The sequence below is a fragment of the Dyella acidisoli genome (genome assembly GCF_030160295.1).
In the GTDB taxonomy this organism is placed as follows: Bacteria; Pseudomonadota; Gammaproteobacteria; order Xanthomonadales; family Rhodanobacteraceae; genus Dyella_B; species Dyella_B acidisoli.
Genome location: NZ_BSOB01000006.1, coordinates 68,707 through 83,699 on the forward strand (window position 1 = coordinate 68,707; position 14,993 = coordinate 83,699).

Genomic DNA, 14,993 nt, shown 5'->3' on the forward strand with positions numbered 1-14,993 from the left:
GGTCCGCGATGAGCGAAGTCGCCCTTTCCGAACTCGAGCGCATCAAGGCGAAGAGCCGCTTCTTGCGTGGCACCTTGGTCGAAAGCCTTGCCGATCCTGTCACGGGTGCAATCAGCGAAGACGACAACAAACTGCTGAAGTTTCACGGCAGCTACCAGCAGGATGATCGCGACCTGCGCGAAGAACGCCGCAAGCAGAAGTTGGAGCCCGCGTATCAGTTCATGGTGCGTGCGAGGCTGGCCGGCGGCGTGCTGAGCCCCGCGCAATGGCTGTCGTTCGATCACATCGCGCGCACCTGGGCCAATCACACGCTGCGCATCACCACGCGGCAGACATTTCAGTTGCACGGCATTCTGAAGCGCGACCTGAAGCGTTCAATCGCTGCGATGAACAAAGCGCTGGTCAGCACCATCGCTGCCTGCGGCGACGTCAACCGCAACGTGGTCGCCAGCGCGAATCCTGTCGCTTCGCCAGCGCATCGCTTGGCCTATCACTGGGCGGAACGCCTGTCGGAACACCTGAAGCCAAAGACGCGCGCTTATCATGAGATTTGGCTCGACGAGAAGCTGGTCGCAGGCGGCGAGGAAGAGAGCGAGCCGCTGTATGGTTCCACCTATCTGCCGCGTAAATTCAAGATCGGCATCGCCGTGCCGCCCACCAATGACGTGGACGTGTTCGCGCAGGATCTCGGCCTGATCGCCATCATCGAACACGGCGAACTGCTTGGCTTCAACGTAGCCATCGGCGGTGGCATGGGCGCGACTCATGGCGATCCCAGCACGTATCCGCGGCTCGGCAGCGTGATCGGTTTTGTGGAGCCCGAACAACTGCTCCGCACTGCCGAAGGCGTCATCGAAGTGCAGCGCGATCACGGCGATCGCCGGGAGCGCAAACACGCGCGGCTGAAGTACACCATTGATCGCATGGGCTTAGCCGCTTTCAAGGCGGAGCTGGAACGCCGCATCGGCTTCACGTTGCAGGCTTCGCGGCCGTATCGGTTCGATCACAACGGTGACCGTTACGGCTGGACCGAGGGCGACGACGGCCGCTGGCATCTCACCTTGCAGATTGAATCGGGCCGTCTCGCCGATCTTCCTGGGCAGCCGCATCTGAGTGGTCTGCGTGCGATTGCGGAAGTGCACCAGGGCGATTTCCGTATGACCTGCAACCAGAACCTGATCATCGCCAACGTGCCGGTCTCGCAACGCGAACGCGTCGACGCGCTGGTTGCCGAGTACAAGCTCGATGGCTATCGCCAGCTGAGCGGCATTCGTCGACACGCGGTGGCCTGCGTCGCCTTGCCGACCTGCGGCTTGGCCATGGCTGAAAGCGAGCGTTACCTGCCGCAGCTGCTGCCGAAGCTGGAAGCGTTGCTCGAACGCCACGGATTGCGCGACGAGCCGATTGTGCTGCGCCTGTCTGGATGCCCGAACGGTTGCTCGCGCCCCTACCTCGGCGAGATCGCGCTGATCGGCCGTGCAATTGGTCGCTACGACCTGCGCGTAGGCGCCGACTTCGCCGGGCAACGCCTCAATCGCATATTGCGCGAAAACATCGACGAGGCCGGCATTCTCGCCGAGCTGGATGGACTGTTTGCACGCTACGCCGTCGAACGCCATGAACACGAACGTTTCGGTGACTTTCTCGTACGCAGCGGCGTGTTGCCGGCCGCGCGCCACGCCATTGATGCCGAGGTTTTCGCATGAGCCTGCCCACGCCGGAACAGGCAGCGGTCGATGCACGCGCACGCGACAAGCTCGAAGCACGACTGCTCCCGCTCAGCGCAGAGGAGCGCATCGACTGGGCGTTGCAGCATCTTCCCGGCCGACAGGTGCTTTCCTCCAGCTTCGGCGCGCAGTCGGCCGTATCGCTGCACCTTTTGACTCAGCGTGTACCGGATATTCCGGTGATCGTGGTCGATACCGGCTACCTGTTTCCCGAGACCTATCGCTTCATCGACGAACTCACCGAGCGCCTTTCACTCAACCTGCACGTGATCCGCCCCAGCCTTTCGCCGGCTTGGCTGCAGGCACGTTATGGCGAACTGTGGAATCAGGGACGCGAAGGACTCGATCACTACAACAAACTTGCGAAAGTGGAACCGATGCAACGCGCATTGGTCGATCTTGGAGCGGGCACCTGGTTCGCAGGCTTGCGCCGTCAGCAGTCGGTGAGTCGCGCGGCGGCGCCGGTGCTCGAACATCGGCATGGACGCTGGAAGGTGCATCCGATCGTCGATTGGACCGATCGCGATGTCGGTTTGTATCTGCGCCGTTACGACTTGCCCTATCACCCGCTGTGGGATCAGGGCTATGTCTCGATCGGCGATACGCATACCACGCGCCGCTGGGAACCCGGCATGCGCGAGGAGGACACCCGCTTTTTCGGCATTAAACGTGAATGCGGATTGCATTTGGATGTGTAAGTAACACCGGCAACTCACAAAAAATTAGATCAGCCCCGATTCGAGGAAACACCATGAAAGCTCTCGCCGCCGAGATTGTCTTGGCCGAACATGATGCGCTGGTTGCGCCGCACGGCGGCGTGCTGCGCGAGTTGTACCTTCCCACCGCCGAAGCCGAAGCACTGAAGCGACATAGTGCCTCGCTGCCACAGTGGACGCTCAATCAACGCCAGCTGTGCGATCTGGAACTGTTGCTCAACGGCGGCTTCTCTCCACTGCAAGGTTTTCTCGGACGCGCCGATTACGATCGCGTCGTCAACGACATGCGTCTGGCGAACGGCACTTTGTGGCCGATCCCGATCGCGCTCGATGTGGATGAAGCCTTTGCCGCGCGCCTTCTTGAAAACGCGCAAATCAGCCTGAATGACGTGCAGGGCACACCGCTCGCGGTACTGACGGTGGAAGACGTGTACTTCCCCGACCGTATCGCCGAAGCGCAAAAGGTGTTCGGCACCACCGATCGCACGCATCCGGGCGTGGCCGAATTGCTGGATCGCACGGGCTCGGTCTATCTGGGCGGACGGGTGCAAGGTATCCAGCCGCCCGCGCACTACGACTTCAGCGCGCTGCGTCGCAGCCCGCGCGAGCAGCGCGACTGGTTCCATCAACATGGCTGGCATCGCATCGTCGCGTTCCAGACACGCAACCCGATGCATCGCGCACATCGCGAGCTGACGCTGCGCGCAGCGGAGCAGGTCGGCGCGAAACTGCTGATCCAGCCTTCCGTGGGACGTACGAAGCCGGGCGACGTCGATCACTACACACGCGTGCGTTGCTATCGTGCGCTGCTCGAACATTATCCGCACGATCACGCCACGCTCTCGCTGCTGCCGCTGGCGATGCGCATGGGCGGCCCGCGCGAGGCGCTGTGGCACGCGATCATTCGCAAGAATTACGGCGCCAGCCATTTCATTGTCGGCCGCGATCATGCCGGCCCCGGCAAGGATGCCAATGGCAAGCCGTTCTACGATCCTTATGCCGCGCAGGAGCTGTTGGCCAAGCACGAGGACGAGCTTGGTATCGAAATCGTGCCGTTCCCAGCCATGGTGTATGTCGCCAATCGCGACGTTTACGTGCCGCAGACGGAAGTGCAACCCGGCGATGAAGTCCGCGACATCTCTGGCACCGAGTTGCGGCGCCGCCTGCAACAGGGCGAGGCGATCCCGGAATGGTTCACCTTTCCGGAGGTGGTGAAGATTCTGCGCGAGCGTCATCCGGCGAATGCACCCCAGGGATTCGCATTGTTTTTCACCGGCCTTTCCGGCTCAGGCAAATCGACGCTGGCGCAGGCAGTGCTGGCCCGTCTCCTGGAAACCAGCAGCAGGTCCGTGACCGTGCTGGATGGCGACGAAGTGCGCCGCCATCTTTCCAAAGGGCTGGGGTTTTCGCGCGAAGACCGCGACGCGAACATCACGCGCATCGGCTTTGTCGCCAGCGAAGCGGTGCGTCATAGCGGCATCGTGATCTGCGCGCCAATCGCGCCCTACGCCGGTGCGCGTACCGAAGCGCGACAGCTGGTGGAAACGCATGGACGATTCATCGAAGTTCACGTTTCCACGCCACTGGAAGTGTGCGAAGCGCGCGATCGCAAGGGTCTCTATGCAGCAGCGCGCGCCGGGAAGATCAAAGGTTTTACCGGCATCGACGATCCTTACGAAGTACCTGCAACACCGGAACTGCGCATCGACACCAGCCAAGTGACGGTGAACGAAGCTGCAGGCAAGGTGTTCGATTGGCTGAGTAACCAAGCCTTGGTGTGATCCACGAGAACGTAACCGATAAAAAAGCCGCTTCCTTCACAAGAGGAAGCGGCTTTCGCGGTGACTTAAATTATTTGCCTGCCGCAGGTTGTGCAGGCGCAACGGCAGGTTTGGTGGCATTGGCGTTATTGACTGCCGCACCTCCCGGATTCGCTTCACGCACTACATAGCCGATCGGTTCCCAACCGGATGAGCCCTTGGCCATCGACACGGTTTCCAGCGTCATCGCTTTCGCAAACTTGGTGGCGTACATCACGTTGAGATACTGGCCGGCGGGCAGGCCCTGCGGATTGTCGATCTTGCTCACCGCAACCCAGCTGCGCTCCTGCTCGTTACCTGCCTTGTCGCGCAGGCCGCTGATGTATTTGCCCCAATTCTCCTGCGTAACACTCTTCTGCAGCACGAAACTACTCGCCTTCCACATCGCATCCGGCTGATTGGCATCGGCTTGGGCGATCCACTTGCCCGCGGTGGCTACGGCCTTGTCCAAGTCCATGCTCTGCGCCATTGCCGCGCTCGCAGCGACCAACAGCAACGTTGCCAGCGCACCACCGATCATCCGCTTGGCCGTCGCCGAGGTTTTACGTGCCATAAGCATTCTCCTGATTGAAACCGTGAGGGGACTCGCTGGTGACGCTGCCACAGCGAACTCGCGGATCATATTAGGCTGGGACGCTAGTCGTAGGCTGGGGTGCAAACCCCAACATCGCGATTCCGTGAGGCATGGCCATGCTGGGGTTTGCACCCCAACCTACAGGAACCCACTTATTTACTGGCGGCAGGCTGCGCTACGCCGCTTGCCGGAGCCTTCGCCGGCTGCTGGGGACGCACGATATAGCCCACCGGCTGCCAGCTCGATCCGCTCTTGGTCAGCGAAACGGTTTCGAACGTGGCGGCGTTGGCGAACTTGGTGTTGTAGACCACGTTGAGATACTCGCCCGGCGGCATGCCCTTTGGGTTATCGACCTTGTTGACCGCCAGCCATGCGCGGCTCTGTTCAGCGCCTGCTTCTTTGCGAACCTGAGCGATGTATTTCGTCCAATCGGCCTGGCTTACCGATTTCTGCATGGTGTCGCTGCTGGCCTTCCACATGGCGTCGGCCTGACCGGCGTCGGCTTGTGTGGCCCACTTGGCTGCGGTGGCGACGGCTTTTTCCAAGCCCGAAGGAGCCTGTTGTGCAAGCGCTGCGCTGGCGCCAAGCAGTGCGGCGGACAGGGCGCAGCCTTGCAGTGCGCGCTTGGTGAAAGATGAGCGGTTACGGGCGGTGTGCGTCATGGATTTCCTCCGTGAAGAATGAGGTAGTGACCCTGGGGTCCCACGTGAATGCTTGCGCCGCGTAAACGGCACGCATTCATCCTGTCACGGCCCACGCACCAGCCGCGCTCAGATTTACCTCAAATGATTGTCCGGCAGCGGCTCAGCACGCTCCCGGACACGAGGGAATAAACCAGCCCGTTACGCTGCGCGTGATGTCGTGCGCCGCACGCCGCGCTGCTGCAGTTCGCTCCATAACGGCGGCGCGGGCCAATTCGGCTCGGCATGCCCGGCGACCACGCGGCGCAGTTCCGCCTCATCGATCTGCGGGGCCACCAGTCGCGCGAGCTGCGCCACATAGCTGCGCAGTACATGGTCTCGACGCAGCACCATCCAACTGGTGCACACCGGCAGCAGACCGTCGATGTCCAGCGCAACCAGTTCGCGTGCATCCGCCGGAGTGATGGCCATTTCGGCCAGGATGCCGACGCCCAGGCCGGCGAGCACGTAGGTCTTGATCAGATCCGCATCGGCGGAGGTGCAAGCAATGCGCGGAGTGAGCGATGCGGCAGTGAAGGCACGCCGCAGCGACGATTCAGACTGCAGGGAGGACTCGTAACTCACCAGCGGATACTCGGCCAGGTCCTGGATACGCAGCGGACGCCCCAGCTTGGCCAGCGGATGGCCCTGCGGCACTACCGCGCGGCGATACCAGCGAAATAGCGGTACCGCGATGCCGCCTTCGGGCGCCTGCCCGCTGGTGCTGACAATCACCAGGTCGACTTCGCCGCTCTCGAACAGGCTGATGATGCGGCCCTCGCCCTGCGGACGGATGTGCACACCAAGCTCCGGGTAGTGCTGCTTGAGGCGGGCGATCGCCTCCGGCAGCACGAACCGCGCCTGCGTATGTGTGGTGGCTACGGACAGCTCGCCCTGGGCTTCTTCACGCAGATTGGCGGCCAGCGCACGGATGTTGCGCGCCTCGTGCAGGATGGTGCGTGCCCGCTCAAGCACCTGCGAGCCGGCGGGTGTGATCGCGTCCAGACTCTTGCCGCGGCGGGTAAACACCTGAAAACCCAGCTCACCTTCGAGCTGCTTGAGCTGCTTGCTGATGCCGGACTGGGTGGCGTGGACGTTGTCGGCGGCGAGAGTGATGTTGAGACCGGCGTCGGCGATGGCGACGATGTAGCGCAGTTGCGTGAGGGTCATGAGATCGGCTCCGGGATGAAATGCATGCAGGGTTGTGCTCGGCGCATGGCAAAGCACATACAGCTCACAAACCACCCTGGACAGCGTTTCATCACGATCCCCACCTACAAATACCGGCCCTGTTACCGGTCGTCTCCGGACCTTAACACAGCGTTATTTGGACGTCTATACATCTATAACTCCATTCTGCGTGATGGCGAAGCCTATGCCGTACCGGCATATCTTCCGTCCCAGCGACCATTTCCATCAGGGCGCCTTGGGGCATTAGCGTGGCCGTCCAGCCTGTTTTTGCGGACCCGATCCATGCTCTATCCATTGTTCGCCGACTTGAACGACCGCCACGTGTTGGTGGTGGGTGGAGGCGACATAGCGGCCAGAAAAACGACCATGCTTCTAAAGGCCGGCGCCAGGGTTACCGTGGGCGCGCCGATGCTGGTGCCTGAGCTCCGCGAATGGGTGCGACAAGGACGCATTGCATACAAAGCAGGTACTTATCAAACCGACTGGCTGGAAGGCGTTTGGCTGGTGATTGCAGCCACGCGTTCGCGTCCGCTCAACGCGCGCATTGCCGCCGACGGACAAGCCAGGCAGCGGCTGGTCAACGTCGTGGACGATCCCGCCCTGTCGAGTTTCCAGGTGCCAGCATTGATCGATCGCTCCCCGCTCCTGGTTGCGATCTCCAGCGGCGGCGCAGCGCCGATGCTGGCACGTCGCCTGCGCGAGCGGATCGAAGGCTTGCTGGATCCTGCGTTCGGCTCGCTGGTGCAACTTGCGCAGCGCTATCGCGCACGTATTCGCGCCCGTTATGCGGATCTCACCGCGCGCCGACGTTTCTACGATTGGCTGCACGATGGTCCTGTGCATGCACAGCTGCGTGCAGACCGACCCGCACATGCGGAACACCAATTGATGACCGCGCTAGCCGAAGGCGCAGCGCCGACAACAATTGGCTCTGTTGCGCTGGTTGGCGCCGGCCCCGGCGATCCAGGCTTGCTTACTTTGCGTGCCTTGCGCGCATTGAACGAAGCCGATGTAATTCTGCACGATGCACTTATTAGCGAGCCGATTCTTGATCTTGCGCGTCGCGATGCCGTGCGCATCGCCGTTGGCAAACGGGGCGGCAGCACGCACACGCCCCAAGCGTCGATTCATGCACTGATGCTCGAACACGCTCAGGCAGGATGTCGCGTGGTTCGCTTGAAAGGTGGCGATCCGTTTGTGTTCGGACGCGGCGGCGAAGAACTGGAGTTTCTGCGCGAGCACGGCATTGCCTATGAAATCGTACCAGGCATAACCGCTGCACTCGCCTGCGCGGCATACAGCGGCGTGCCGTTGACGCATCGCGAGCATGCGCAGTCCGTGCGTTTGGTGACTGCTCATTGCCAGCAATCGTTCAACACGCTCGATTGGTCGGAACTGGCGCGCGAGCGGCAAACCCTCGCGGTCTACATGGGCGTGGGTCAACTCGATGAGCTAACCCGCCAGTTCATCGCGCATGGACGCGCTGCAAGCACCCCATTCGCGCTTATCGAAAACGGTACGCTGCCGCAGCAACGGACACTCACCGGCAAACTCGGCGAGTTGCCGACTCTCGCAACGCGCCATGCGATTCAAGCGCCCGCCTTGCTCATCCTGGGTGAGGTGGCGGCACAGGCCAATGTCTCGCATTGGTTTGGCGAGTTACTCGGTGATCCGCTCTTGCAGCCTGCCTTTGCGCCCGCGCTGGCCGATGCGGCGTAGCCGGTGCTACCCCTCGGTTCAGTAACACGCATATCTTGCCCAAGCCGTTGTTGACACGCGGGATGGGCCACCATGGCACGATGGCGGCCCATTTCTTTCGCTAAATTCCTGTAAATCCATCATAAACCGGCATGAATCCGCCCGATCCCCTGCCCGAGGGGTGACAACCGATTCATGTCAATCACGTTACAGTCCGTATCCTCCAGGATGACAGGTCACGGATTGCATGGCTTTCGTTTCCTCCACGCTGTTGTCAAAACGCACCGTCGCCACGCGCATCGTTCTGGTGCTGGCGATGATGGCGGCGTTCGTTCTGCTGACCGGCTTTCTGGACGGCAACGATGGGGTGGCCGCATCCCAGCTGTTCGCGCAGCCCGCATTCCCGCTGGCCAACGCCATGCCTGGCCTGATGCTGGCGCTGCTGCTGTTGGTGATGACCCGGCGTACGTTGCTCTCTTTCGGCCTGGCGTTTTTGGCTCAGGCGGTGATGTACGGCGTCAATGCGCTGAAGGTGGCCAATCTCGGCATACCGTTGCTGCCGGCGGACTTCCGCATGGTGGAGCAATTGCGCAAGGGTGGCCTCCACGTGTTGGGCAGCTATCTGCCGCACAGCCCCTGGCCTTATCTGGCCTTGCTTGGCGGCATCGCGGTGGTTGCGGCGATGTGGCGGCTTGAGCCACCGCTGTTCGCGTCACACACGAGTGGCAAACGCGTCACTACCGGCGCGCTGCTTGGCGCCATGTTAGCCACCCTGCTGCTGGGCATGCCAGGGTGGGGCAATTTCTACAACGGCAAGAAGCTGTGGATGGAACCCTGGTCGGCATCGGCGACCACCAGCCACTCCGGCCTGGTCAGCTCGCTGGTGATGTTCCATCTGCAAGACCGGCGCACCAAACAAAAAGTCGATCCCGGCGCGGTCAACAACCTGCTGCAAACTACCGGCGACGCGGTGCGTGCACGCATGCAGACGCCGGTCGATCCAGGCACGGCATTGCCCGATATCGTGGTGATCCAGAGCGAATCGTTCTTCAACCCGCGCATCATGCGCGGTTATGAAAATGTGCAGCTCACACCCAACCTCGACCGTCTCGCGGCGCAGGGCATGAGCGGTCCGCTGCACGTACCCACCTTCGGCGGCGGCACTATCCGCACCGAGTTCGAAATGCTCACCGGGTTGTCGCTGCGCTACTTCGGCAACATGCAGTTTCCGTATCTGCAATTGAACGACAAGGTCGTGCCGAGCATGGTGCGCACGCTGCGCGCCCACGGCTATGAAACGGTGGCGATCCACGGCAACGACCCCACGTTCTGGAACCGCAATACCGCCTTCAAGACACTGGGCTTCGATCGCTTCGTCTCGCAATCGAGCTTCCCTGCGAGCGCGCCCATGGACGGCAAATACATGGCCGACAGCGCGATGACCGACGAAATCATGGCGCAATTGAAAGAAGCCGGCGCGCCGCAGTTTCTGTTCGCGATCAGTCTCGAAGGGCATGGCCCTTACGACACCGTACCGAACGATCGCGCTGCACGCGACGCGATTCCAGTGCCGGCCGTTGTCGACAGCAAGGACAAGCTGGAGCTGCAGAACTATCTCTATCACATGCGCCACGCGGACCAGGAACTCGGCCGTTTGGCCGATCTGCTCGCCAAGCGCAGCCGTCCGACTCTGCTGTTGTTCTACGGTGACCATCTACCGGGCCTGGTCGGCGCGTATCACGCCACGGGCTTTGTGGATGGCCAGAACATGCTGTCGCAAGCAGGCACATGGCTGCTGATCGATCCGCGTAATCCGGGCGAGCCACAGCGGACCGACATGGCCTCATGGATGCTGCCGGGGCTGTTGCTCGAGCGTGCAGGCATCCACGACGACGCGTACTTCGCGCTTACGCAGGTGCTGGCACCATCGCTCGCTCAACTCACGCGCGCACCAGGCGCAACACCGATATCGCTCGACGCGCAGCAGGAGCTGTTCGATAAGGACATGGCCAGCGTTACCGTACTGCGCATGAAGGGCAAGCTCGACAAACTGCTACCAGCAAGCTTGTTACCGCCCAGCACCGTGGTGGCCAAGCAGGACAGCGAAGAAGAAGGCACTCGCGCGGCGGCGGCTATGGGCATGCATCGCTAATCTGCATTTCCAGATCCATCGTGATAGCAAACCTGTGGATCCCCGTCCGTATCTGGCGATGTTGTAATGGTGAGAATCGGAAGCGCGGTTTTGTAGTCACGCTTCCGATTCCCGATAGACGATTCCTCGCTTTCAGATACTGATCGCCGCACGTCGCTGCTGACGCTTGTAGTGAATGATCAATGCACCAATCAGCAGCACCAAAGTGACGACAAAGATGGTGGCGCCTAGGTTATCGCCGCGCATGCCGCCCGCCACACCGGCTGGAGCCTGTCCGCCGTTTTCATCGATGTTGAACGCAGCCATGCCGGTGTAATGCATGCCGCATACGGCGAGCCCCATCACCAGTGCGCTGCCGATCATCTGCAACGGACCGCGCAGATTGAACGCCAACCACAACGCGACGACTGATGCGACGATGGCGATAAGCATCGATGTCGCCACCAGATTCATGTCGTAGCTCGTGTATGCGCCCATTATCACGGCCGCCATACCCAGATAGTGCATGCTGGTCACACCCAGCCCCATGCAGATGCCGGCTGCGGCGAGTTTGGCCCAACTAAAGGCGCCACTGCTGGCAATGGACAGGCCCAGCGAACATGCAGCAAACGCGATGACAGCCGATAGCGCAGTCAGCAGCGGGTCGTAGCTCACCGGCATGCCCATGTCGCACGCAAGCATGGCGATGAAATGCATCGCCCAGATCGCCCCCACACCCATTGCTGCGCCCGCCGCAAGCACGGCGGCTATGCGCTGCTGCGATGTTCTGGCAAGAGGAATGAGCACGGCCAGTTGCAAGGCCGTGAACGATCCAAGCACGGATATCACGTACGACAGCAAGACCAACAACAGGTTGTAATGCTGATGAGCAGACATGGCTTGCACCCTCCGATCGCAATAGCTTTAGTCGATGCGAAACGCACGATCAGCCCCATCGCACGTCGCTTTTTTTTGGCGCACGGTCACGGACTCACCGGGAGTGCGGTCGGCCGGACACGTACTGCACCGTACTTCCTGTCTTGCTGGACTACTTCATCGGCAACATGCCGGACATCGGCCGGGTAAAACCTGCGACATCCGGTGGTTTGTGAGCCGCTCCATGGCTCTCACTGATACGCGCGCCCTCCACGCCCGCATCAATGGGATACTTCGAGAATGCAGTCACCCGCGCCGCTGCTATGGCTGCGGCAATGCACATTGCGCACGAAGACAGTCTGCGGCGCGGCGGAAGCGCCCAACATGCCTTCGAGGAAACCGCTGAAGAACTTGCAACCGGAATGGCCGCCGGGCGGGCACAGCGGGCAGTTCTGGATGTGGACGTGGCGCTCGCGCACGTCGACAGTCACCAGTGCACGAAGAGCCGGCGACGCGATACGCTTGATCGAATCGATCAAGCCGAGCTTGCCGCCCATTTCGTAATCGCGCTTGTATACCCAGATACCCGTACGCCGGCCGGCAAGCAGCAGCGAAGCTTCCCGTGCTTCAGCAGCGACTTCGTGCTCCAAGGCCAACAGCCAGGGGAAAATCTTCGGGTAATCACGCGCCAGTTGCGGCAGCACGGTTTCCACTTTGCTCACGTCGGGGCCGACAGCTGCAAGCGATGGTGGCGAGCCGTTCGTTGCACCATTCGGCGCGCGTGGCACAGGTAATGGTGCAACGCCCACCGGCGCGGCAGCACCCGGCGCCAGCAATGTTGCTTCGAAACTCAGTACGCGATTGTGTGTGGCCAGCAGCTCTTCCAGGCCAAGCTGCCGCTCCACTTCGCCGCGCACCACCATGACCAGCCACGCGCCCTGGCTGTCCTGGTACACGCGTTGGCGCAGCAAAGTAAAACCGCTGGCGACCACGACACGGCCAAGTTCCACAAGCAATCCTTCCCGGCGATCGGAAAGGATCTGGATCTCCAGCTCGATCATCGATGAAGCTCTCCCTGTTTCGTCGATGCTGGCAAACGAAGTGTGAAAATTACGAACCTTTGGTCCGCGTGAAGTGTGATAGTCCTCGCAAAAGTCGGCGCGCATTTTGAAATCGATAACCACTTTCGGCATTGCGTGTGCTTGGCGCGCAATGCCTTTTAGTTTTTGGATCGCGCGCACAACGCAACACATAAAAGAAAAGCCCCGCTTGCGCGGGGCTTTTCAGTAATGCACGTAACGGAGGAAGGACGATTAGAAGTCCATGCCACCCATGCCGCCCATGCCACCGCCCGGAGCGCCATGGCTGTGCTCTTCCTTCTTCGGCAGCTCGGCCACCATCGCTTCGGTGGTGATGAGCAGGCCAGCCACGGAGGAGCCGTACTGCAGCGCCGAACGCGTGACCTTGGTCGGATCCAGGATGCCGAACTCGATCATGTCGCCGAATTCGCCAGTGGCGGCGTTGTAGCCGTAGTTACCCTTGCCTTCCTTGACCTGGTTGACGATCACGGACGGCTCGGCGCCGGCGTTGGCCACGATTTCGCGCAGCGGAGCTTCCAGCGCACGGCGAGTGATGGCGATGCCGTGGTTCTGGTCTTCGTTGTCGCCCTTCAGGTTTTCGATGGCCTTCAGCGTGCGGATCAGCGCCACGCCACCACCGGGCACCACGCCTTCTTCAACAGCTGCGCGCGTAGCGTGCAGGGCGTCTTCAACGCGGGCCTTCTTTTCCTTCATTTCGACTTCGGTCGCAGCACCGACCTTGATCACTGCCACACCGCCGGCCAGCTTGGCCACGCGTTCCTGCAGCTTCTCGCGGTCGTAGTCGGACGAGGTCTCTTCGATCTGCGCCTTGATCTGGCCGATGCGCGACTGGATCTTCGCGGCTTCGCCGGCACCGTCGATGATGGTGGTGTTTTCCTTGGTCACCACGACCTTCTTCGCGCGGCCCAGGTCCTGGATCGTGGCCTTGTCGAGCTGCAGGCCGACTTCTTCGGAGATGACCTGGCCGTTGGTGAGGATGGCCATGTCTTCCAGCATCGCCTTGCGACGATCGCCGAAGCCCGGCGCCTTCACGGCGGCAACCTTTACGATGCCGCGGATGGTGTTGACCACGAGCGTGGCCAGCGCTTCGCCTTCCACTTCCTCGGCGACGATCAGCAGCGGCTTGCCAGCCTTTGCCACGCCTTCGAGGATCGGCAGCATTTCGCGCACGTTCGAGATCTTCTTGTCGTGCAGCAGGATGAAGGGATCGTCCAGCTCGACCTGCTGGCTCTGCTGGTTGTTGATGAAGTACGGCGAGAGGTAGCCGCGGTCGAACTGCATGCCTTCGACGACGTCGAGTTCGTTCTCGAGACCCGAACCTTCCTCAACCGTGATCACGCCTTCCTTGCCGACCTTCTTCATGGCGGTGGCGATGATGTCGCCGACGGCAACGTCGGAGTTGGCGGAGATGGTGCCGACCTGGGCGATGGCCTTGTCGTCAGCGGTGGGCTTGGAGAGCTTCTTCAGCTCTTCCACCGCAGCGACCACGGCCTTGTCGATGCCACGCTTCAGATCCATCGGGTTCATGCCAGCGGCCACGGCCTTCAGGCCTTCGCGCACGAACGCCTGGGCCAGCACGGTGGCGGTGGTGGTGCCGTCACCGGCAATGTCGGAGGTCTTGGAAGCGGCTTCCTTGACGATCTGGGCGCCCATGTTCTCGTAGGCGTCGGCCAGCTCGATTTCCTTGGCAACGGACACGCCGTCCTTGGTGACGGTGGGGGCGCCGAAGCTCTTCTGGAGCACGACGTTGCGGCCCTTCGGACCGAGGGTGACTTTCACTGCGTTGGCGAGGGTGTTCACGCCCTTGAGGATGCGTGCGCGGGAGTCTTCGCCGAAACGGACTTCTTTAGCGGCCATAAATTTTTTGCCTCAAAAAATTTAAATTAAATACGGAAAATCTTGCGAGAAACTGCGGAAGGAGCCGAAGGCGACGGGGTGCGGTCTTGGTTTTCGCACACGTCGCGTCGAATCAACCTTCGATCACTGCCACGATGTCGTCTTCCTTCAGGAAGACCAGCTCTTCGCCGTCGATCTTGATTTCCTGGCCGGAGTACTTGCCGAACAGCACGGTTTCGCCGGTCTTGACCGACATCGGGCGAACCTTGCCGTCTTCCAGGATGCGGCCTTCGCCAGCGGCGATTACCTTGCCGCGGGTCTGCTTTTCGGTGGCGCTATCGGGGATGACGATGCCGCCGGCGGAGACACGCTCCTCCTCCAGGCGCTTGACGATGACGCGATCGTGCAGCGGACGCAGTTTGCTCATGAGTTGAACTCCAGCTATGGCTTGAGGATGAAAAAATTCGAGAACCCCGGGCCGGCCTTGGTGGCCTTGTTAGCACTCGAGGTACGTGAGTGCCAATTCTAGTCACCAAAAAAACCCCTGCAATAGGGGCCGGATAGGTCGTGCCTGGGTTAATGGGGGATTCGGGAGGGCTTTCAAGGGCTGCCAACGAAACGACGCAGTTTGGAAATTGAGGGAT

The 14,993-nt window shown here is 61.3% G+C and carries 12 protein-coding genes; 5 read left to right on the forward strand and 7 right to left on the reverse strand.

Going from position 1 to position 14,993, the window contains the following annotated elements:
* The first annotated feature begins 8 nt into the window (after positions 1-8).
* From cysI to QQJ86_RS03665, 3 genes are read left to right on the forward strand one after another with little or no spacing between them, the layout of a single operon-like run.
* On the forward strand, positions 9-1,706 hold the full coding sequence (cysI, locus tag QQJ86_RS03655) for an assimilatory sulfite reductase (NADPH) hemoprotein subunit (protein ID WP_284319554.1): 1,698 nt from the start codon (positions 9-11) through the stop codon (positions 1,704-1,706).
* Complete coding sequence (locus tag QQJ86_RS03660) at positions 1,703-2,425, forward strand: phosphoadenylyl-sulfate reductase (protein WP_284319555.1); 723 nt, start codon at positions 1,703-1,705, stop codon at positions 2,423-2,425. The genes cysI and QQJ86_RS03660 overlap by 4 nt, the downstream gene beginning before the upstream one ends.
* Positions 2,426-2,478: 53 nt before the next feature.
* Entirely contained in the window at positions 2,479-4,224 is a 1,746-nt protein-coding gene (locus QQJ86_RS03665; protein WP_284319556.1) for a bifunctional sulfate adenylyltransferase/adenylylsulfate kinase, read from the forward strand.
* A gap of 70 nt (positions 4,225-4,294) precedes the next feature.
* On the opposite strand, the gene QQJ86_RS03670 is transcribed toward QQJ86_RS03665, so the two are convergent.
* The 3 genes from QQJ86_RS03670 to QQJ86_RS03680 all read right to left on the reverse strand — a co-directional run bounded on the left by QQJ86_RS03670 (position 4,295) and on the right by QQJ86_RS03680 (position 6,687).
* Entirely contained in the window at positions 4,295-4,816 is a 522-nt protein-coding gene (locus QQJ86_RS03670; RefSeq protein ID WP_284319557.1) for a DUF4019 domain-containing protein, read from the reverse strand.
* Positions 4,817-4,989: 173 nt separating this feature from the next.
* Entirely contained in the window at positions 4,990-5,499 is a 510-nt protein-coding gene (locus QQJ86_RS03675; RefSeq protein WP_284319558.1) for a DUF4019 domain-containing protein, read from the reverse strand.
* Positions 5,500-5,679: 180 nt separating this feature from the next.
* Entirely contained in the window at positions 5,680-6,687 is a 1,008-nt protein-coding gene (locus QQJ86_RS03680) for a LysR substrate-binding domain-containing protein (RefSeq protein ID WP_284319559.1), read from the reverse strand.
* Positions 6,688-6,990: 303 nt separating this feature from the next.
* Between QQJ86_RS03680 and cysG the strand changes: the two genes are divergently transcribed.
* Positions 6,991-8,427, forward strand: coding sequence for a siroheme synthase CysG (gene cysG, locus QQJ86_RS03685; RefSeq protein WP_284319560.1), 1,437 nt, complete (start codon positions 6,991-6,993; stop codon positions 8,425-8,427).
* A 226-nt stretch (positions 8,428-8,653) separates the two neighbouring features.
* On the forward strand, positions 8,654-10,558 hold the full coding sequence (locus QQJ86_RS03690) for an LTA synthase family protein (RefSeq protein ID WP_284319561.1): 1,905 nt from the start codon (positions 8,654-8,656) through the stop codon (positions 10,556-10,558).
* Between the two features lie 132 nt (positions 10,559-10,690).
* On the opposite strand, the gene QQJ86_RS03695 is transcribed toward QQJ86_RS03690, so the two are convergent.
* The 4 genes from QQJ86_RS03695 to QQJ86_RS03710 form a co-directional block, all read right to left on the reverse strand.
* Positions 10,691-11,434, reverse strand: coding sequence for an MHYT domain-containing protein (locus QQJ86_RS03695; protein WP_284319562.1), 744 nt, complete (start codon positions 11,432-11,434; stop codon positions 10,691-10,693).
* Positions 11,435-11,694: 260 nt separating this feature from the next.
* On the reverse strand, positions 11,695-12,474 hold the full coding sequence (locus tag QQJ86_RS03700) for a hypothetical protein (protein ID WP_284319563.1): 780 nt from the start codon (positions 12,472-12,474) through the stop codon (positions 11,695-11,697).
* Positions 12,475-12,726: 252 nt separating this feature from the next.
* The gene (gene groL, locus QQJ86_RS03705) at positions 12,727-14,370 is read right to left on the reverse strand and encodes a chaperonin GroEL (protein ID WP_284319564.1); all 1,644 of its coding nucleotides are present in this window, start codon (positions 14,368-14,370) and stop codon (positions 12,727-12,729) included.
* 112 nt (positions 14,371-14,482) lie between these two features.
* Positions 14,483-14,776, reverse strand: coding sequence for a co-chaperone GroES (locus QQJ86_RS03710; RefSeq protein WP_284319565.1), 294 nt, complete (start codon positions 14,774-14,776; stop codon positions 14,483-14,485).
* Positions 14,777-14,993: the final 217 nt, after the last annotated feature.